General features: G+C 58.2%; 16 protein-coding genes, 1 tRNA gene, 2 rRNA genes and 1 pseudogene (1 of these 20 running past the window's edge). 12 read left to right on the forward strand and 8 right to left on the reverse strand.

What is annotated here, in order from left to right; all coding sequences use genetic code 11:
- Positions 1 to 236 precede the first annotated feature (236 nt).
- Complete coding sequence (locus ACSQ3Z_RS24155; protein WP_436173757.1) at positions 237 to 971, reverse strand: hypothetical protein; 735 nt, start codon at positions 969 to 971, stop codon at positions 237 to 239.
- Positions 972 to 1409: 438 nt separating this feature from the next.
- Between ACSQ3Z_RS24155 and ACSQ3Z_RS24160 the strand changes: the two genes are divergently transcribed.
- Complete coding sequence (locus ACSQ3Z_RS24160; protein WP_436173977.1) at positions 1410 to 1832, forward strand: CBS domain-containing protein; 423 nt, start codon at positions 1410 to 1412, stop codon at positions 1830 to 1832.
- 262 nt (positions 1833 to 2094) lie between these two features.
- Here the strand turns inward: ACSQ3Z_RS24160 and ACSQ3Z_RS24165 are convergent.
- Both ACSQ3Z_RS24165 and ACSQ3Z_RS24170 read right to left on the reverse strand, forming a co-directional pair.
- A pseudogene (locus tag ACSQ3Z_RS24165) lies at positions 2095 to 2232 on the reverse strand (IS3 family transposase); the annotation flags it as partial.
- A 112-nt stretch (positions 2233 to 2344) separates the two neighbouring features.
- Positions 2345 to 3265, reverse strand: a complete 921-nt coding sequence (locus ACSQ3Z_RS24170) for a complex I NDUFA9 subunit family protein (RefSeq protein WP_436173758.1) — start codon at positions 3263 to 3265, stop codon at positions 2345 to 2347.
- Between the two features lie 327 nt (positions 3266 to 3592).
- Here ACSQ3Z_RS24170 and ACSQ3Z_RS24175 point away from each other — a divergent pair, with 327 nt between their 5' ends.
- Positions 3593 to 4204 (forward strand): hypothetical protein, encoded by a 612-nt coding sequence (locus ACSQ3Z_RS24175; protein ID WP_436173759.1) that lies wholly within the window; start codon positions 3593 to 3595, stop codon positions 4202 to 4204.
- A gap of 299 nt (positions 4205 to 4503) precedes the next feature.
- Here the strand turns inward: ACSQ3Z_RS24175 and ACSQ3Z_RS24180 are convergent, their stop codons facing one another.
- Positions 4504 to 5163 carry a TetR/AcrR family transcriptional regulator gene (locus ACSQ3Z_RS24180; protein ID WP_436173760.1) on the reverse strand — a complete coding sequence of 220 codons (660 nt, stop codon included), beginning with the start codon at positions 5161 to 5163 and terminating at the stop codon, positions 4504 to 4506.
- A gap of 153 nt (positions 5164 to 5316) precedes the next feature.
- On the opposite strand from ACSQ3Z_RS24180, the gene ACSQ3Z_RS24185 reads away from it, so the two are divergent.
- From ACSQ3Z_RS24185 to ACSQ3Z_RS24200, 4 genes are all read left to right on the forward strand, one after another.
- Complete coding sequence (locus tag ACSQ3Z_RS24185) at positions 5317 to 6474, forward strand: serine hydrolase domain-containing protein (RefSeq protein WP_436173761.1); 1158 nt, start codon at positions 5317 to 5319, stop codon at positions 6472 to 6474.
- 33 nt (positions 6475 to 6507) lie between these two features.
- Positions 6508 to 8091, forward strand: a complete 1584-nt coding sequence (locus tag ACSQ3Z_RS24190; RefSeq protein ID WP_436173762.1) for an ABC transporter substrate-binding protein — start codon at positions 6508 to 6510, stop codon at positions 8089 to 8091.
- A gap of 121 nt (positions 8092 to 8212) precedes the next feature.
- Positions 8213 to 8956: a class II aldolase/adducin family protein gene (locus tag ACSQ3Z_RS24195; RefSeq protein ID WP_436173763.1), complete on the forward strand. Its 744-nt coding sequence runs from the start codon at positions 8213 to 8215 to the stop codon at positions 8954 to 8956.
- A gap of 149 nt (positions 8957 to 9105) precedes the next feature.
- Positions 9106 to 10164 carry a flavin reductase family protein gene (locus tag ACSQ3Z_RS24200; RefSeq protein WP_436173764.1) on the forward strand — a complete coding sequence of 353 codons (1059 nt, stop codon included), beginning with the start codon at positions 9106 to 9108 and terminating at the stop codon, positions 10162 to 10164.
- A 1-nt stretch (position 10165) separates the two neighbouring features.
- Here the strand turns inward: ACSQ3Z_RS24200 and ACSQ3Z_RS24205 are convergent, their stop codons facing one another.
- Positions 10166 to 11011 carry a LysR family transcriptional regulator gene (locus ACSQ3Z_RS24205; RefSeq protein WP_436173765.1) on the reverse strand — a complete coding sequence of 282 codons (846 nt, stop codon included), beginning with the start codon at positions 11009 to 11011 and terminating at the stop codon, positions 10166 to 10168.
- Between the two features lie 176 nt (positions 11012 to 11187).
- Here ACSQ3Z_RS24205 and ACSQ3Z_RS24210 point away from each other — a divergent pair, with 176 nt between their 5' ends.
- The 6 genes from ACSQ3Z_RS24210 to ACSQ3Z_RS24235 all read left to right on the forward strand — a co-directional run bounded on the left by ACSQ3Z_RS24210 (position 11188) and on the right by ACSQ3Z_RS24235 (position 16471).
- Positions 11188 to 12273 (forward strand): amidohydrolase family protein, encoded by a 1086-nt coding sequence (locus ACSQ3Z_RS24210; RefSeq protein ID WP_436173766.1) that lies wholly within the window; start codon positions 11188 to 11190, stop codon positions 12271 to 12273.
- The gene (locus tag ACSQ3Z_RS24215) at positions 12270 to 12647 is read left to right on the forward strand and encodes a Rieske (2Fe-2S) protein (RefSeq protein WP_436173767.1); all 378 of its coding nucleotides are present in this window, start codon (positions 12270 to 12272) and stop codon (positions 12645 to 12647) included. The genes ACSQ3Z_RS24210 and ACSQ3Z_RS24215 overlap by 4 nt, the downstream gene beginning before the upstream one ends.
- 73 nt (positions 12648 to 12720) lie before the next feature.
- Complete coding sequence (locus ACSQ3Z_RS24220) at positions 12721 to 13344, forward strand: HD domain-containing protein (protein ID WP_436173768.1); 624 nt, start codon at positions 12721 to 12723, stop codon at positions 13342 to 13344.
- A gap of 704 nt (positions 13345 to 14048) precedes the next feature.
- The gene (locus ACSQ3Z_RS24225; protein WP_436173769.1) at positions 14049 to 14372 is read left to right on the forward strand and encodes a type II toxin-antitoxin system HigB family toxin; all 324 of its coding nucleotides are present in this window, start codon (positions 14049 to 14051) and stop codon (positions 14370 to 14372) included.
- Positions 14362 to 14742 carry a helix-turn-helix domain-containing protein gene (locus tag ACSQ3Z_RS24230; protein WP_436173770.1) on the forward strand — a complete coding sequence of 127 codons (381 nt, stop codon included), beginning with the start codon at positions 14362 to 14364 and terminating at the stop codon, positions 14740 to 14742. Before ACSQ3Z_RS24225 ends, ACSQ3Z_RS24230 begins: the two co-directional genes overlap by 11 nt.
- 31 nt (positions 14743 to 14773) lie before the next feature.
- Positions 14774 to 16471 carry a recombinase family protein gene (locus tag ACSQ3Z_RS24235; RefSeq protein ID WP_436173978.1) on the forward strand — a complete coding sequence of 566 codons (1698 nt, stop codon included), beginning with the start codon at positions 14774 to 14776 and terminating at the stop codon, positions 16469 to 16471.
- Here the strand turns inward: ACSQ3Z_RS24235 and ACSQ3Z_RS24240 are convergent.
- From ACSQ3Z_RS24240 to ACSQ3Z_RS24250, 3 genes are all read right to left on the reverse strand, one after another.
- Positions 16428 to 16504 (reverse strand) — tRNA-Met (locus tag ACSQ3Z_RS24240). The two genes, ACSQ3Z_RS24235 and ACSQ3Z_RS24240, sit on opposite strands and share 44 nt — an antisense overlap.
- A gap of 128 nt (positions 16505 to 16632) precedes the next feature.
- Positions 16633 to 16747, reverse strand: a 5S ribosomal RNA gene (gene rrf, locus ACSQ3Z_RS24245).
- A 159-nt stretch (positions 16748 to 16906) separates the two neighbouring features.
- Positions 16907 to 18406, reverse strand: a 23S ribosomal RNA gene (locus tag ACSQ3Z_RS24250) (it continues 1298 nt past the right edge of the window).

The following is an 18406-nucleotide window of genomic DNA, read 5'->3' on the forward strand; positions in this document are numbered from 1 at the left end:
GCTCAGACGGTATTGCCAAGCCAGTTCGCAACGCTCACCGATGTCACCTGGAAATGGCGAAAGTGACGAGACAGGCAGGCAGCTTATGCAAGTCCTGATCAAGTTCGAGTTGCGGACGCACTAGCCAGCGCTACAAGGCTAGCCTTTCCACAATGCGGGCCGTTTGTTGCCTTTTCACAGAAGATACGAAAACGCCGCTCGACCGGAAGGGAGCGGCGTTTACCAAGTGTGGTGTCCTACCCTAGACGAAACCCCGATTCGGTCGGGGCCGTCGGACTTGAACCGACGTTTCCAGCTTGTTCGCTATCAGTCCATAGGTGGTGTTTTCCTGTCGTCCTTGCAAGCGCCATCGGCGCAGCTTTGCGGGGTGTGCAAGGATTAGTCGGAGTCGATACAATTCCATCCGAATTCCGTAATTGAACGACCGCTGCTTTCCGGCTTCCGTGACGCGCACACTCGCTGGTTCTGCCGTCAGCAACGTCATCAATCGACCGGCCGCGTTCGACGCGGCTCGGAACGGCGATGATGCAACGATATCCTGACTCGCCGTAACGGCAGACGCTGGCCCTGTCGCCTAACTGCTCCGCCACTTTTTCAGTGGAGCCGCAAGCCCGCGCCGAAAAAAACTCGAAGCCCCGCTCCTGCGGGGTTTTTCGTTGGGGGAAGCGTTGCGGCGACATCGACGGGTGATCCGCAGGAGAGGGAGCAGCGCCAGAGATCAGCGATGCGGCTTGGTCGGCACGAGACGACGGCAGGCCAACCTCACCAAGCCACTCGTCGTAGTGATGGTTTAGGGCCAACAACAACTCGTCTGGCTGATCCATGCCGCTTTGGAACAACTCGATGATTTGACGGCCAAGACGTTCCCTGGCCGGATCGCCTACTGCTATCCCGGCCTGACGGCAATAATCATCGACCACTGTGGCCAGTATTGAAAGCTGCTTTGAGTCCGCTGAGTCATTGAACCTCATTATCGCTTCTCCCTTTGTTGGGCGAAAGCGTGGTGGTCTCTTCCACTCGCCGGCTTGCCGGGAAGGTGCAGGCGACCATCGATATATAGTGTGCCGGTTTGATACATACGACTCAATTGGATCTGGCGACCCTCGAAAGGTTCAAAAACCCATGAGAGTTGCGGTTCCTTCGCACGAGCCTAGTGGATAAAATCAGACGCTTGGTACCCGCCGTGTAGGTCCCCTAAGGGTGGATTCCGGCCCTTCCGCCTTGTGGCTACACTCAGCGAATCTCGGTGCGGCCGTCATGCGCCGAACGCTCACGCGACCGCGCCCGGAGGAAAATAACGAATGACGAATGATGATCGCACCAAGATAATTCCCAGGAGAACGCCGGAATCAGCGGCCTCGTCAGCAAACGTCAACTCAGCGGCGGGGCAACCAGCAAGGGAGTCCGCTATGAAAGTCAAAGACGCAATGCACAAGGGTGTCGACTGGGTCAGCCCCGAAACCCCTGTCACCGAACTAGCGAAGATGATGCGAGCCGAGGATATTGGCTCGATTCCTATCGGAGAGAACGACCGGTTGATCGGAATGGTGACCGACCGCGACATCGTCTGCAAAGGACTAGCGGAGGATGGTTTCGACAGCCGTACCGCGACGGCGCGCGATGTCATGACTGCCGGCATTCACTGCTGCCGCGAAGACGACGATCTGGCCAAGGCCATGCGGCACATGGAGGAACTGAAAATCCGCAGGTTGCCGGTGATCAACAAGAGTATGCGAATGGTCGGCATTCTCAGCGTCGGCGACGTCGGTCAGTCGGCGCCGAGGGAACTTGTGTCCGAATACGTCAAGAGCGTTTCCGCCCATCACCACTGAAGGGCGGCTCGCCCGGCGGATAGTCGATATCCGTCGGGCTTCGGCTCCGACGATTGCGGAAGGGAACCGCAACTGTCGGCTGCATCCTTGGAAATGCCGCGTGTGCGGGACGAGCTTATACTGCACCTGTACGGAGCTCTGGCGGAGAAGGAGCAGCGGCAAATATCGGAGCCACTCGGTCCGCCCTCGCCTCGCGCAAAATTGCACCCTCTCCTTGCTGTGGCTGCATGCGGTTGCCTTTAACGCGATCCAGCCAGCTTTCGGTGAAGTCGGTCTGCCATAGCTGGTTGGGGGCCGTCGTCTTGTCCTTGAACTCGTTGGCAGCCTTCATGACGATGAAGGCCGGACTGTTGATCAGGCCGTGCGCCTTGAGCAGACGATAGACCGAAGCCTCATCGACGCTCGCCGCCGCCGGTATCGGCGTCATGAAGTTCGAGCGGGAATACCATGCCCTCTACCTTGCCCTTGTCGTTCCCCTTGGCGGGAGTGCGCTAGCCGATGAAGCTCGTTAATCAGTGATCCCACAATATCTCCTGGAGCATTTCCTCGACCGAGTACGGCGAAATTCCAAGTTCCCCAAATCCCGGCATCTGCGGCGATGACACGTTGTCGACCTGCATCAGTTCCACTTGATTCCGAGTGACGGGCGGGCTCGGGAGCATTTCGGCGAACCAAGCCAGCGCGTGCCAAGCGGCAAATGGGATTGGAATCAGTTTGGGCTTAAGACCGGCTTCGTGCGCAACGGCTCTGAGAAATTCCTTGTAGGAGTAGACGCGAGGACCGCCGCACTCATACGTGATCGCATGCCTTTCCATCCCCTGCAGCACTCTTGCGATCGCCTCCGCCACATCATCCACATAGGCCGGCTGCAATCTCGTCAGGCCGCGGCCGAACATCGGATAGATTGGAAGCCGGCCGAGCAGCTTGAGGATGGTGGTGAGAAACGCGTCGTCCGGCCCGAACATCACCGCCGGGCGGATGAGTGCGGCGTCGGCAAACGCGGCACGCACTGCCAGTTCGCCTTCACCACGCTTGCGGATATAGAGCGAGGGCGAGGCAACATCGGAGCCGATTCCTGAAACGTGAGCGAGCCGTTCGACGCCAGCTCGGTGTGCTTGAGCTGCAACCCGCCGGGCCGACTCGACATGCACGGAATGAAAGGTCTCCTGTCCCTGTTCGACAAAAAGACTGACCGCATTTACAACTCCGTAGGCACCGGCAAGTGCATCGGCGATCGCCCGCTCATCGTGGATATTGGCTTCGATCAATTGAAGTTGTGGATCATCAGAACCAAACAACTTCTTGGCCCGTTCCGGATGTCTTGATGCAATCCGAACGAAAAACCCACCATCGCGGAGATGCCGAACAACGCGGCGGCCGAGAAACCCGGTTCCACCGAACACGGTGACGACGCGATGGTTCATGGCAGCCATGGCTTAGACTTTGTCAGCTCATGTCGGTCGTCTCGACCCGGCGGTTCAGGTCACGTGGACAGCACGCCTACTGACCACTATCTACCACCTGGGCTGCCTCGTACAGATTGGGATCGATCTTGTCCGTCAACTGCCCCTGCAGGTTAGAAATCGGATGGCTGCAGCATGAATTCGACCGGCGTCACGCCTTGCGAAACCGCGCCGGCTAGAACTTCGACATGCCGTCGGCTTAGGCTGCCCTTAGGGCGGCCGGCGCCTGGCCTAGCGCCACCCGTCTTCGCCATGCAGTCAATTCGCCCATTTCGATTTGGACGTCGAAGACGCACGATGATCTCGCCGTCGATGATGGCGCTTTCCACCTCGAGCTCGCTGGCCGCCTTGGCCAGATCGCGATACTTCGACGTCCAGTCGAGGGCGCGGCGGGTACCCGAGGCATATCGCGCCGTTCGTCCGATTGCCGAGGTATCGGTCTGGGATATCAACCGGGAGAGCGCCGCCCGCATGGTTGCCGACCTGAGCAACAGGGGGTTCCTGGCGTCAATCGAGACTGATCTCGAAGCTGGTGTCAGAAATGCCGATATCGTCAGCGCGGCGACGCTTGCCACATCGCCTTTGATCCAGGGTGCGTGGCTCTCACCGGGGATCCATGTCGACCTGATCGGAGGCTTCACGCCAAAGATGCGTGAAGCGGACTCCGAGGCCGTGCGACGTGCGACCGTATATGTGGACACCCCCGAGGCGCTGCATGAGGCTGGAGATTTGAGCCAGCCGATTGCGAGCACGCTTATATCGGCAAATCATATCCGCGGCACCCTTGCCGAGCTCGCAAGGGGAGCGATCAGCGGACGGAGCAATCCGCAGCAGATCACACTTTTCAAGGCAGTCGGCTCCGGTCTGGCGGATCTTGTTGCAGCCAAATTGGTGTTTTGCTCGCTGTGAAGTAGTGCAGGGTTCACAAACGGAAATGCATTCGGCAGGCGCTGCGCGGCGATCAGTGCAGTCGTGTTCGCTCAACCGTAGCAACGCAAGCGGAATAGACAGTCCAATTGGTGTGGGGAAAGGCGGTAGCGGTCTCCCGCTACCAAGTTCTGATAACTCACTGAAATATAAGGAATACCCCTCCGATGGTAGCGACCCCAGACGGAATTTCACAAATCGTTTGACCGGGGGAGCAAACGCTTGTTCGACTATCTTGCCTTCGGGTTCGGGGAAATTGCCTAGTCGAACCGCGACACCTGCTATCCAGATTCGAGCGCGTCACCTTGGGCAGCTTTGGATGGGGCAGTATCCAAAACGCAATTCACCAGAAGCAAGCAAGCTCTCAGGCCATTCTCTATGGCCTCGATATTCTTTCGACGCACCCAATCGAGCCACAACCCGTCCATCGTCGCAGTAATACTGTCTACGAGAAACGGGATTGATTCATGGCCCTTCGTTCGTTCATCCGCTATCTGCCGCAGGATCTCAGAAAGCTCATTCCGGAAATGCTCGTAAAGGGAAATCTCGGTTCTCATAATATCCTCTGATGCCAGGGCGGCAGACCAGAGGTCGATCCGGACCCGCAAGAAGTCTCTTTTGAGGAAATTAGGGTTCAGGAACGTTCCCAGAAAGATCTTGAGCTGCTCATGTGGCGAATTGAAGCCTTTTGCGCGTTGGTCGCTGACCGCGGCTACCAGGAGTTTTGACGTATATCGATAGGTCTCAACGAGAACCTCGTTCATATCTTTGAAATTATAGGTTATGTGACCCAAGGAGATATTGGGATTCTCAGCAATTTTTCGAGCGGTTAACTTGGCGTAGCCGACCTCCTTAACACACTTGAACGCCGCCTCGATGATCTCGGCTCTCCGCTCCTCGGAGGTTAGATACGTTCGTGGGGATTTCCGCATTGCCGCCATCTCATCCCTGCTTTCAGCGTTCCATCGACAGAACCGGCTTTCGATTCCAAATGCAAATGGTCGCGCGGCTCGCCATGCCCGACAGTCCCTTGACAACGGATATGGTACGATCGTACAACGATGGTACATACGTACTAATTGTCAAGGAATCCGATGCCCTCCACCGTGTCAGATGGGATCGTAAAGGGCCGCGTCGAGCCAGGCTTCGAAGCTGTTGCGGAGGAGTTTGGGAGGAATTTCACCGAACGTGGCGAAGTAGGCGCCGCGTTCGCCGCGGTCCATTCGGGCCGAACCGTTGTCGACATCTGGGGCGGCAACGCCGCGCCGAGCCGACCATGGCAGCAAGACACCCTGCAAGTTGTCTTTTCCGGCACCAAGGGCCTGTTGGCAGGATGCATGTTGATTCTGATCGAGCGCGGCCTGGTGGATATCGATGCACCGGTCGCAAAATACTGGCCTGAGTTTGCACAGGGCGGGAAAGAACGCATTCTCGTTCGCCATATCGTTTCGCATCGTAGTGGGGTACCGGGTGTCTTGGCTCCGTTGTCGATAGACGACGTGCCGGACTACGAGAAAATAGAAGGCTTGCTTGCAACGCAGCCTATCGCAAACGACCCCGATGCCTTCGCTTGCTATAACGGACTGACAATTGGATGGCTGTGCGGGGCCATTGTTCGCCGTGTGGATGGCCGGACACTCGGACAGTTCTTTGCCGACGAGATCGCTCGGCCGCTGAATCTGGAGGCATGGATTGGCCTGCCGGAAGACCTTGAGCGGCGCGTGGGAGTAATCGAGGTTGAGTGCGGCATGGCCTCGGTCGATGCCGATCCGGAAAATCCAATAAATCGCTCGATCTGGCAAAATCCCCCACTGCTCACAAGCCATACCAATTCATGGAACACGAAAGCCTTTCACGCTGCTCAAATTGGTGGCGCCGGGTGTATCGCAACGGCCCGTTCCATCGCCCGCTACTACGGCTGTCTCAGCCAGGGTGGCGAGATTGACGGTGTGCGTATTCTCAAGTCCGAGACGTTGGATCAAGGTTTGATTGAGCGTTCGCGCTTCACCGATCCCTATTTTTCTGAGCCGATGGCCTTTGCCACGGCTTTCGCGCTTCAGACAGAAAAGATGCGTTTTGGCCCGGCTCGTGATGCCTTCGGGCATTCTGGAGCTGGCGGCTCCATTCATGCCGCCTGGCCTTCACGAAAAACAGGGCTGTCCTACACGATGAACCAGATGAGGAGCGATCCAGACGATCGTCGCTCGCGCTTCGTGCTGGAAAAGCTCTTCCAAGCGGTAAACCTGCAATAGGCAATGTTGGATACGCAAAAAGGGGAGATTCAAATGTCGGAAGAATTCGAAATTATGGCAAAGGCCGTGGTCCGGGGCAAACTGAGCCGGAGGGAATTTCTTGGACGTGCGGCAACATTGGGGATCACCGCCACGGTGGCCCAGAACCTGCTTGTGGGTGCGGTACGAGCTGCGGGCCCAACCAAGGGGGGCACGTTGAAGGCGGGCATGGTCGGCGGCGAATCGACGGACAGCCTCGACCCCGCAACTTGGGCGAGCCAGGTACCTCTGACATTCGGACGGACGTGGGGCGAGACGCTGGTTGACGTCAGTCCGGACGGCTCGATCGCAATGAAACTCGCTGATCAAGTGAGCTCGTCGAAAGACGCCAAGACTTGGACGTTCAGAATCAAAAAAGACGTATCCTTTCACGACGGTAGGAAGCTGACGCCCGCTGACGTTGCAGCGACGCTCGAGCGGCATTCCGATGCAAAGTCAAAGTCCGGCGCCCTTGGTTTGATGCGCGGGATCGACACGATCAAGGCTGATGGCGACAGCGTTGTCATTGGGTTGAAGGATGGCGACGCTGATCTGCCCTACATCCTGGCGGACTATCATTTGGCGATCCAACCAAATGGGGGCAAGGACGATCCGGCGGCAGGAATAGGAACTGGGCCATACAAGATTTCGACCAACCAGCCCGGCGTGCGGCATGCTGGAGAGAAGTTTTCTGGATACTGGAATGACGATGTAGGCCATGCCAGTTCGGTCGAGGTTGTTGTGATCAACGACACAACCGCACGCACCGCCGCACTTCAGGGCGGCCAGGTCAATATGATCAATCGTGTCGAGCCGAAGATAGTTGATTTGGTCAAGCACGTACCCGGCGTCACGATCCGCACTGTTGCGGGAAGGGGACATTACCTGTTCGTCGTTCACTGCGACACCGCGCCATTTGACAACAATGACCTCAGGCTGGCTCTCAAATATGCGGTAGACCGCGATGAAATGGTCAAGAAGATTCTGAACGGCTACGGCAGTGTCGGGAATGACAGCCCGATAAACACAACCTACCCGCTCTACACGCCCGTCGAGCAAAGGTCATACGACCCGGAAAAAGCCGCCTTCCATTACAAGAAATCCGGACATAGCGGCTCGATCCTGCTGCGAACGTCAGAAGTCGCGTTTCCCGGCGCGGTCGATGCCGCACAGCTTTATCAGCAAAGTGCATCAAAGGCGGGCATCAGGCTGGACATCAAGCGCGAACCTGGAGACGGCTACTGGTCGGAGGTGTGGAACAAACAGCCATTTTGCGCTTCCTATTGGGGTGGGCGACCAACGCAGGATCTCATGTACACGACGGGATATTATTCCAAGGCCGATTGGAACGAGACCCGATTCTTCCGCGACGATTTTGACAAGATGCTCAGTCAGGCCCGCTCGGAGCTGGACACTGAAAAGCGCAAGAAGCTATACGCCGACATGGGATCCATTGTCAGAAACGATGGCGGGGCCGTCATCCCCATGTTCAACGATTACATCGACGCAACCGGTCCAAATGTGGAGGGCTGGGTCGATGATCCAAATTACGAAATGTCCGGCGGCTCGGCCTTGATACGCTGTTGGATGACCTCCTAGTCGCGAACAGCGCATAGCCTGCCGATTCCATTCTGAAGCCCCAGCGGCCAATGAGCCGGCTGTTGGGGCATCAGCTTGATGACGGCCTGTCGAAATTCGAATTGTAGGACTGGGCAAAGCCATGAGTCACGCGCTGCAATCGGAAGAAGCTACCAGAGTTGCTTTGGCGGCCTGCTATAGGCTGGCTGCCCATTTTCAGATGACGGATCTCATCTACACGCACATTACGGCCAAGGTTCCAGGTACCGAAGGTCAGTTTCTCATAAATCCTTATGGCCGACGGTGGGAAGAAATTACAGCGTCGTCCCTGGTCAAGATCGATACAGATGGCCAAAAAATTGAGAATACAGCCGCCTCTGTCAATCCGGCAGGGTTTACGATTCATAGCGCTATTCACAATGCTCGCCCCGATGCGCATTGGGTCATGCATACACATACAAAGGCGGGAGTAGCCGTTTCGTGCCTTGCGGAAGGCCTGCTTCCGCTGAATCAAACGGCGCTCCAGTTTTTCGAACGATTGGCCTACCACGACTTCGAGGGCATAGCCCTGGATCATGCGGAACGGAGTCGGATAGTCTCTGACTTTGGAAATCACTCCGCACTTGTTTTGCGCAACCACGGCCTTCTCACGGTCGGTCGCACCGCTGCCGAAATGTTCAACAACATGTTCTACCTGAACCGAGCCTGCGAGATCCAGGTGGCAACGCTGTCAATGGGCAGGGATGTTGTTGTGATCCCAGAATCCATCGCACGCAGAGTGGCCTCGCAAAACGATCAAATGTCGTTCGACGACGGTGGGCTTGAGCTGGAATGGGCAGCACACTTGCGCATGCTCGATTCGATTGATCCGACATTTCGGACCTGAGAAGCCTGGACCACCCAGAGCTATCCATCCTCGATATCACGCCAGGCGTCGTTCCGTGAACGGCTTTCCCGATCAAGGACATACGCGGTGGGATCGTTCGGATCTGCTAGCGCAAGGGGCAGATCCGCCTCTCTTTTGGAAACGAGCCCATGAACCTCGTACCCAGTTTCGCCAGCATCGGCGCCAGCCTGGATTCATCGCAGCTGTGCGTCTGCACCAGCCGCATTCAAGAAACCAATGATGTCGTCACCCTGGTCTTCGAGCGGATGGACGGCCGGGCTTTCAAACACCTCGCCGGCCAATTCGTCACGGTCCGCTTTTCCTGGAACGGCGAAGGGTTTTCTCGCGTCTTCACCATAGCTTCTCCACCAACCCGTCCAGAAAGTATCTCGTTGACGATCAAGGCGGCGAAGGACGGCAGGGCAACACGTATCCTCCACGACCATTTCCGCGAGGGCGCCACGGTGGAAATCAGCGAGGCCGGCGGCGGCTTTACGCTCGAGCGACGCGCTTTCGGGAAGGCCATCTTTCTCTGTGCCGGCAGCGGCATCACCCCGTTCATGTCGATGTTGAGGTCGCTGGACGACGCAGGCAGCAACCTGGACATATGTTTCATCCAATGCGCGCGAACGCAGGACGATGTGCTGTTCGAAGACGAGTTGCACAGGTTCGCTCGCATGCCGAACCTGCGGGTCGAGACGGTTTGCAGTCAGGCAGCCGGCCCCCGCGTTGCCAGCGGCCGGCTGGATCTGGCCAAGTTGGTCAAACTGGTACCCGACGTGGCGGAACGCACTGCTTTCCTTTGCGGACCCACGGCCTTCATGGAAGCGATGCGACGCCATCTGCTGGAACTCGGGATCCCGGCGGGCGACATCATCGAAGAGGCCTTTGGCGCCCTAGCGTCCGGCGCGACCAAGTCGTCAGCCTGCGAAGCTACCCCCAGCGATGGTAGAAACATTTCTTTCCTGCGTTCCGGCGTCAATCGCGTGGCCGGCGCTAGTGCAACCATCCTTGATCTCGCCGAAGCGGCGGGCATCCCGGTCGAGACATCATGCCGGATGGGCGTGTGCGGAACATGCAAGGTCAGGCTGCTCGATGGCGAAGTCGACCTGAACGACATGGGCGGCCTGTCGGACATGGAGCGCCAGGACGGCTTCATCCTTGCGTGCTGCAGCACGCCGAGAGGCGACGTCACCGTTGATCTCTAGGTCAGGCCGTCATCAACTTGAGCGCCTTCAGTAGGCGAACATGGGTGTGAGAGTGATGGTGCCTGACATGCACGGCCGAGTAGATGGGATGTGATATCTTCGGCGCATCGACGACCAGCTGCACCACGCCCTCCTGCCGCAATTTCGTCGCCACGGTTTCGGTGACAAAGGCGGTGCCGCCCCGGCTGCGCAAGAGATAGGTTACGGCGCCGCCGTTACCGGTCGAGACCGGGCTGTTTTCCAATTCCGGCAGCATCTGCTTGTGGGCGCGGTTGAAATAGGCCGAATAGTTGGCTCGGATGTAGTTCGCCGCGGTGACCTCCCCGAAGGCAAGGCCGCGCGTCGAAACCATGACGAAATTCTCCTCGGCGATCTGCTCGTAGTGCATGTCCGGCAGGTGCTGCGGAGAATAGAGCACCGCCAGATCGAGACTGCCGGTTGTCAGGTCGAGGATCATCTGGTTCGAGTAGTCGATCTCGACATAGATCGCCAGTTTCGGCATTGTTGCGCGCACCCATTCCAGCCACCCTTCCAGCACGCGCTCGTAGAGCTCGAACTGGATGCCGATGCGGATCAGGCGGTCGAACTTGCCGACCGACTGGATTTCACGGCGAGCGTCGAGCCAACGCAGTCTGACGGCGCGCGCATGCTCTTCGAACCGAAGGCCGGCGACAGTCGGCTCCGTGCCGCTTTTGCCTCGGATGAACAGCTGCTTTTCCAGCAGCGCCTCGAGTGTGCGGATGCGGCTGGAGACGGTCGACTGGGTAATGCCCAGGCGCTCCGCGGTCCTGTTGAAGTTGCGGGTTTCGATCAGATCCAGGAACGTATCCAACAGTTCGATCTGCATTGCGACCATCCAGCGGAAAGGAATTCCGCACAACGGCTAGCGCTTTTTGGGCCCGGCCGACAACGGGTAATCGGATTCTTCGATCAACATCTTGGCGCCGGCTGCGTTGCCGGACTTCCCGCCGAAGCGCACGCTTGCCCCATCCATCCCACCCTCTCCATGGCAGGCAAGCATCCATGTTCATCGTCGACACCGACGTCCACAATTACTGGTCCAGCGCTGAGGTTTTGCTCCCCTATCTCGAGCCCTACTGGCGCGATTTTCTGGTGCGCGGCGAGAAGCCTGGCCCAACGGGAAGCTTTCCCCACGCCCACCGCCCCTGGCTGCATCCGGAAGGGTTCTCGCGGCACGATATCCGTCCGCGGACCGAAGAAGACAACTACCTGATCATGAAGGAGAAGCACCTCGATCTCTACGATATCGACGTCGCGATCCTCACGGCCGACGAACCATTGGAGGCCTCGACACTGGCCAACTACCACTACGCCAATGCGCTGGTCAGAGCCTACAACGACTACATGGTCGACTGGTGGCTGCCCAAGGACAAGCGCTTCAAGGGATCGATCATCATCTCTCCGACCGACCCGCATGGCGCTGCCGCCGAAATCAGGCGCCTCGGGGGTCACCCGGACATTGTGCAGGTTCTCGCCAGCCACGGATCGCAGCGTCCCTATGGCGATCCGTTCTATCATCCGATCTACGAGGCCTGCGCTGAAGTCGGCCTGCCCTTCGCGATCCATTTCGGCGGCCAGGGTGGCGTCAATCACAACGCTGTCGCCAGCGGCCCGACCGCCTACTATTGGGAAACGCATGCCTTGCTGAGCCAACCGGCCATGACCCACGTGGTCAGCATGATCTCCAACGGCGTGTTCGAGAGATACCCCGATCTCTATTTCATCGTCATCGAATGCGGCGTGTCGTGGGTGCCCTCTCTGATGTGGCGGCTCGACGCCAACTTCAAGGCGCTGCGCAAGGAAACGCCCTGGCTGAAGATGCTTCCGTCGGAATATTGCCGCCGCAACATCCGCTTCAGCACGCAGCCATTGGAGCAACCCCAGAACGTCAAACATCTCTGGGAAACGCTCGAACATATGGACGGTCAAAATACGCTGCTTTTCGCCTCCGACTACCCGCACTGGGATTTCGACGCGCCGACCAATCTTCACATACCGCCGGCGTGGCGTGACAAGGTGATGGGGCTGAACGCTCTTGAAGTGTACAAGCGCATCGAGGCGCCGCTCGCTTCCGCGAGGGTTGCATGATGACAGCGGCAACGGCCCTCTCCCGAACCTATGCTTGCAAGGTCGCCGAGGTGGCGATCGGACAGCCGCGAATAGTCACCCTGGGCCGGATGAGCGTCGGCATCTTTCAACTCGACGACGGCTACGCCGCCTTGTTGAACATATGCCCGCATCGCGCAGGCCAGCTCTGCGAGGGACCGATATGCGGAACCACGCGGCAAACCGACAGGGCCGAGTTCATCTACGAGCGCGCCGGCGAACTCATTCGCTGCGCCTGGCACGGATGGGAGTTCGAGATCCGCTCCGGCAAGTGCCTCATTGACGACAAACTCAAGGCACGGACCTTTCCGGTCCATGTGGACGGCGAAGACATCTACGTCGAATTGGGGCGATGACCGGACGGGCCGTTTTCGCCACGCCCGCCGCGAACGCGGCTATCTTAACGACAAGACTTCGGAGGCAGTGACCATGGAAACCGTGAAATTCACGCAGATGAAGGATGGCGACCGGGAGGACTACGCCTTCCTTACCGAACACGAGATCGAGTACGCAGCCGGCACGGCCGATCGCCTGCTTGCGGCCATGGTCGAGCTCGACAAATCCCTCTCCGGCTACAAGGTGACACGGCTCGGCCATTCACTGCAGGCGGCAACGAGGGCCTGGAATGCCGGAGCAGACACGGACTGGGTGGTGTCGGCGCTTCTCCACGACATCGGCGACATCTACGCGCCGTACAATCACGACGAATATGCCGCCGCCATCATCCGCCCTTTCGTTCGCGAACAGTGCGCCTGGGTCGTCGAGAAGCATGGTGATTTCCAGCTTCTCTATTATGGCGAGCATGTCGGGGCCAATCCACACAAGAGAGATGTTTTCCGAGGCGCGGCCTATTTCGAAGATTGCGCCGAGTTCTGCGAGAAATGGGACCAGTCCAGCTTTGACCCAGACTATCCGACCAAGCCGCTGGAGTTCTTCGCGCCCCTGGTGAGAGAGGTTTTCGCTCGCAAGAGCTATGATTCCGCTGTCACCAGGATCGGAGTCCGAGTTCCGATGTCGGACGACCATGTCGCGGCAGCGCGGTCGGCAGTGTAGGAACCGTCACCATCGGCGAATGTCTTGAATTGGCGCGATTCTGACATGAGGAGGCGATGTTGGCCGCGGCAGGATTTGAAAGCTGTGAACCTCTGTTCTTTCGAGAGTGGGCACGCCCGACCCAGAATCGTGAGCTAGCTTCGCTCAGCCGTAGCAGCGAAGCCTGAACTGGTAGTTCGATGAGTATGGGGAAAGGCGGTAGCGCTCTCCCGACTCGAACCCCCGACGATCGATTCGGTCCCGCACGTTCTTCAGGCGAGTCCCGGCCAACCCAGCCTTTTTCCAAGTCGTGGTATCCGATTCGCCGCACAATGGCGGCGCGCCCCTTCCCCTTATGCCTGCAATGAGTTTCCGATGGCCCCTGATGATGCTCGGCACCGGGATCTGGAGGCATGGCAGCCAAACGAGATAGGATCAGGATCGAGGTTCGCGACACTTCGGTCGAATCCGAGACGTCTGCGGGATCTCCGGCCGTCGCACACGCAGCTGTCCTGCGTCTCGCCCGCCTAATCGGCCGTCAGATCGCCCGCGAGCAGTTCGAACGGAGGCTGATAGCCGAACAGCGTACGAAAGCTGGGACGCGATCCGCCGATCGCCCCTGAAACCTGCCTCTGCAGCGCTTTGTATTCCCCGGCGAGGCTTGCCCGCCGGGTCTTTTCCAGATTTGGCTTGCACCCATTTCGGGACCAAAGTAAGGCTGCATCATGAGGATCATTGCCCGTCGCACTTTGCGGGAGTTCGTCGACAGGCTTGAGAGGCACAAGGACCAGCCGGCAGTGAAGGCTGCGCTAGATGCCTGGTTCGACGAAGTCAGCAAGGCGGACTGGAAAAGTTCGGCGGATGTGAAGCGGCTTTACGCTACCGCCAGCATCGTCAGCGCCGAGCGGATTGTCTTTAACATCAAGGGCAATGCCTATCGCCTAGTGGTGGCGGTCGACTTCGAGAAGAGCATTGTCTGGATCAAGTGGATCGGCGCCCATGGGGCCTATGACAGGATCGACGTGACAGAGGTGAAGCATGGCAACTGACCTGAAGCCTGTCCGCTCCGAGGCGGATTACGAGACGGCGCTTGCCGAAGTGGAGCGCCTGTGGGGAGCAAAGAGCGGCACACCCGAGGGCGACCGGCTGGACGTGCTGGCGACGCTGATCGAGGTCTATGAGGAAAAGCACCATCTGATGGACCCACCCGACCCGATCGAGGCGATCAAGTTCCGCATGGAGCAGCAAGGTCTGTCCCGCAAGGATCTGGAACCGATAATCGGAACACGGGGCCGAGTAGCGGAGGTGCTTAACCGTCGACGCGGTCTCTCGATCGAGATGATCCGTAACCTGCACGAGCAGCTCGGCATTTCGGCCGAAGTACTGATCCGCCCCACCCGTCAGGAAGAAGCCGCCTGACGGGAAGATAGAAGCCGAGAGGATACTCCAGATGACCCGCATCGCGCTTTACGCCCGTTATTCATCTGAAAGCCAGCGGGACTCCTCGATCGAGGATCAGTTCCGTATCTGTCGCGAGCAAGCAAAGCGGGAAGGCTGGAAGGTCGTCAGTTGCTATAAGGATGCGGGCATATCCGGATCGAGCATGATCCTGCGGCCTGGCATCCAGATGCTGCTGCAGGATGCGCAGGAGGGCCAGTTTGACTTGGTGCTCGCCGAGGCGCTGGACCGGGTAAGCCGCGATCAGGCCGACGTCGCCACCTTGTTTAAGCATCTGAAGTTCGCCGGCGTGCCGATCATCACCCTGGCAGAAGGAGAAATCACTGAGCTCCATGTTGGGCTAAAGGGTACGATGAACGCGCTGTTCCTAAAGGACCTTGCCGCCAAGACGCATCGCGGCCTGCGCGGTCGGGTCGAGGATGGCAAGTCCGGCGGCGGGCTTTGCTTCGGCTACAAAATCGTCAAGAAGCTGGACCACCGCGGCGAACTGATCAGAGGCGACCGCGAGATCGACGTTTACGAAGCCGAGGTCGTGCGCCGCATCTTCCGCGACTTTGCGGCCGGCATCGGCCCGCGCACCATTGCCAAGACGCTGAACGACGAAGGTGTCGCTGGTCCCGGCGGCAAGCCCTGGATCGACACAACGATCCGCGGGCATCAGAAGCGCGGCTCCGGCATCGTCAACAACGAACTCTATATCGGACGGCTGATCTGGAACCGGCTGCGCTATGTGAAAGACCCGTCCACTGGCAGGCGCGTGTCGCGCATGAACCCGGAAGCCGACTGGATCGTGACCGAGGTTCCCGAGTTGCGGATCGTTGATGACCAACTCTGGCAGGCCGTCCGAGTTCGCCAGAGCGAGATCGCCGAGAGATATGCCAATGTGACCGAGGCGGTGCGTGAGCACCATAGGAAGAACAAGCTGAACAGCGCACACCGGCCGAAGTCGTTGCTGTCCGGCCTGATCTTCTGCGGCTGCTGCGGGGGCCCTTTCTCGCTTCGTGGTGCTGGTCGCTTCGCCTGTTCGAGCCACATCGCCAACAAATCCTGCTCCAACAGCCGTACAATACCGCGCGAAGAGCTCGAGAACCGCGTGCTGACCGGCCTAAAGGACCGAATGATGTCATCCGAGGTAGCCGCGGAGGCCATGCGCGCTCATGCGGAGGAGACGAACCGGCTCAATCGCGAGCGCAGGTCCAAAGGCGACGCATGGGGGGCAGAACTTGAGAAGACCGGACGCGAACTGGAGAAGGCCATCAACGCCATTCTTGCCGGCGTGCCTCCTCTGACGCTCAAAGAGAAAATCGAGAAGCTGGAAACACGTAAGGCGGAACTGACCGTCCTCCTTACTGAAGTACCTGAGGATGTCCCGCTCCTGCTACCGAGTGCATCGGCGATCTACGCGAAGAAGGTTGCCCGGTTGACGGAAGCGCTGAACCGCCCTGAAGGGCGGGCAGAGGCTGCCGAGGCATTACGAACGCTGATCGAGAAGATCGTGCTGCGCCCCGGCCACAATCGCGGCGAGATCAACGCAACTCTCTATGGCGAGCTAGGCACTATTCTGAATTGGATTGAGCGCCAAACAATTGGAAAAGCTCAAAAAAAGAACACTCCCGGAGCTTTCGCCTCGGGAGTGTCGGTATCAGTGGTTGCGGGGACAGGATTTGAACCTGTGACCTTCAGGTTATGAGCCTGACGAGCTACCGGGCTGCTCCACCCCGCGTCAACCTTAGAAGTAAGCCGAAACTTACCAGATTCAAGCGCCGCCAAATGAAAGGGCCGCTTGCGCGGCCCAAAATCCCGTTTGGCGGGCCTAATCGTAAGGAGAAGATTTCAACGTGCGTTTGGCAGACCTGGCAGCGACCTACTCTCCCGCGTCTTGAGACGAAGTACCATCAGCGCTGGAGCGTTTCACGGCCGAGTTCGGAATGGGATCGGGTGCAGCCGCTCCGCCATAACCACCAGGTCGGCAAAACGCACGTTGTTCGAGAAGCTTTTTGAGCGAATAGCCACGAGAGAGTAGCGAATAGGGAATCCCTATTCTGGTGCTCTCTCGGAGCTTATCGCTGGTCTTTGTTGTGCCTTTCATCCTCCCTTTTGGGAGCGATGGGCATAAGGAATGAGAACGATCAAGCCGATCGAACTATTAGTACCGGTAAGCTTCAAGCGTTGCCGCTCTTCCACACCCGGCCTATCAACGTGGTCGTCTTCCACGGTTCTCAGGGAATACTCGTTTTAAGGTGGGTTTCCCGCTTAGATGCCTTCAGCGGTTATCCCGTCCGGATATAGCTACCCTGCTATGCGGCTGGCGCCACAACAGGTCCACCAGAGATCCGTCCATCCCGGTCCTCTCGTACTAGGGACAGATCCTTTCAATATTCCTACACCCACGGCAGATAGGGACCGAACTGTCTCACGACGTTCTGAACCCAACTCACGTACCGCTTTAAATGGCGAACAGCCATACCCTTGGGACCTGCTCCAGCCCCAGGATGCGATGAGTCGACATCGAGGTGCCAAACAACCCCGTCGATATGGACTCTTGGGGGTCATCAGCCTGTTATCCCCGGCGTACCTTTTATCCGTTGAGCGATGGCCCTTCCACGCGGGACCACCGGATCACTATGACCGACTTTCGTCTCTGCTCGACTTGTCAGTCTCGCAGTCAGGCAGGCTTATGCCATTGCACTCAGCGAACGATTTCCGACCGTTCTGAGCCCACCATCGCGCGCCTCCGTTACTCTTTAGGAGGCGACCGCCCCAGTCAAACTACCCACCATACATTGTCCCGGACCCGGATAACGGGCCGCGGTTAGACATCCATAGTAATAAGGGTGGTATTTCAAGGGTGGCTCCACCTGAGCTGGCGCCCAGGTTTCAAAGCCTACCACCTATCCTACACATGCCACTACGAATGCCAATGTAAAGCTATAGTAAAGGTGCACGGGGTCTTTCCGTCTAACCGCAGGAACCCCGCATCTTCACGGGGAATTCAATTTCACTGAGTCTATGCTGGAGACAGCGGGGAAGTCGTTACGCCATTCGTGCAGGTCGGAACTTACCCGACAAGGAATTTCGCTACCTTAGGACCGTTATAGTTACGGCCGCCGTTTACTGGGGCTTCGATTCAGAGCTTGCACCCCTCCTCTTAACCTTCCAGCACCGGGCAGGCGTCAGACCCTATACGTCGTCTTGCGACTTCGCAGAGCCCTGTGTTTTTGATAAACAGTCGCTACCCCCTGGTCTGTGCCACCCTCCTCTGCTTGCGCAGAAAAGGGTCACGCTTCTTCCGAAGTTACGCGTGCAATTTGCCGAGTTCCTTCAGCATAGTTCTCTCAAGCGCCTTGGTATACTCTACCAGACCACCAGTGTCGGTTTCGGGTACGGTCTATAAGGAGGAGCTATTTCCTGGAACCACGCAGCAGCCCGTTCAATCCGATAAGATTGGACTACCTCAATGATCCGTCACTACCTCCAGGCCCACGAATATTAACGTGGTTCCCATCGACTACGCGTTTCCGCCTCGTCTTAGGGGCCGGCTAACCCTGCTCAGATTAACTTTAAGCAGGAACCCTTGGTCTTTCGGCGGGGGAGTCTCTCACTCCCCTTACGTTACTCATGTCAG

The sequence above is a fragment of the Mesorhizobium sp. LjNodule214 genome, from assembly GCF_964252735.1.
Taxonomy (GTDB): domain Bacteria; phylum Pseudomonadota; class Alphaproteobacteria; order Rhizobiales; family Rhizobiaceae; genus Mesorhizobium.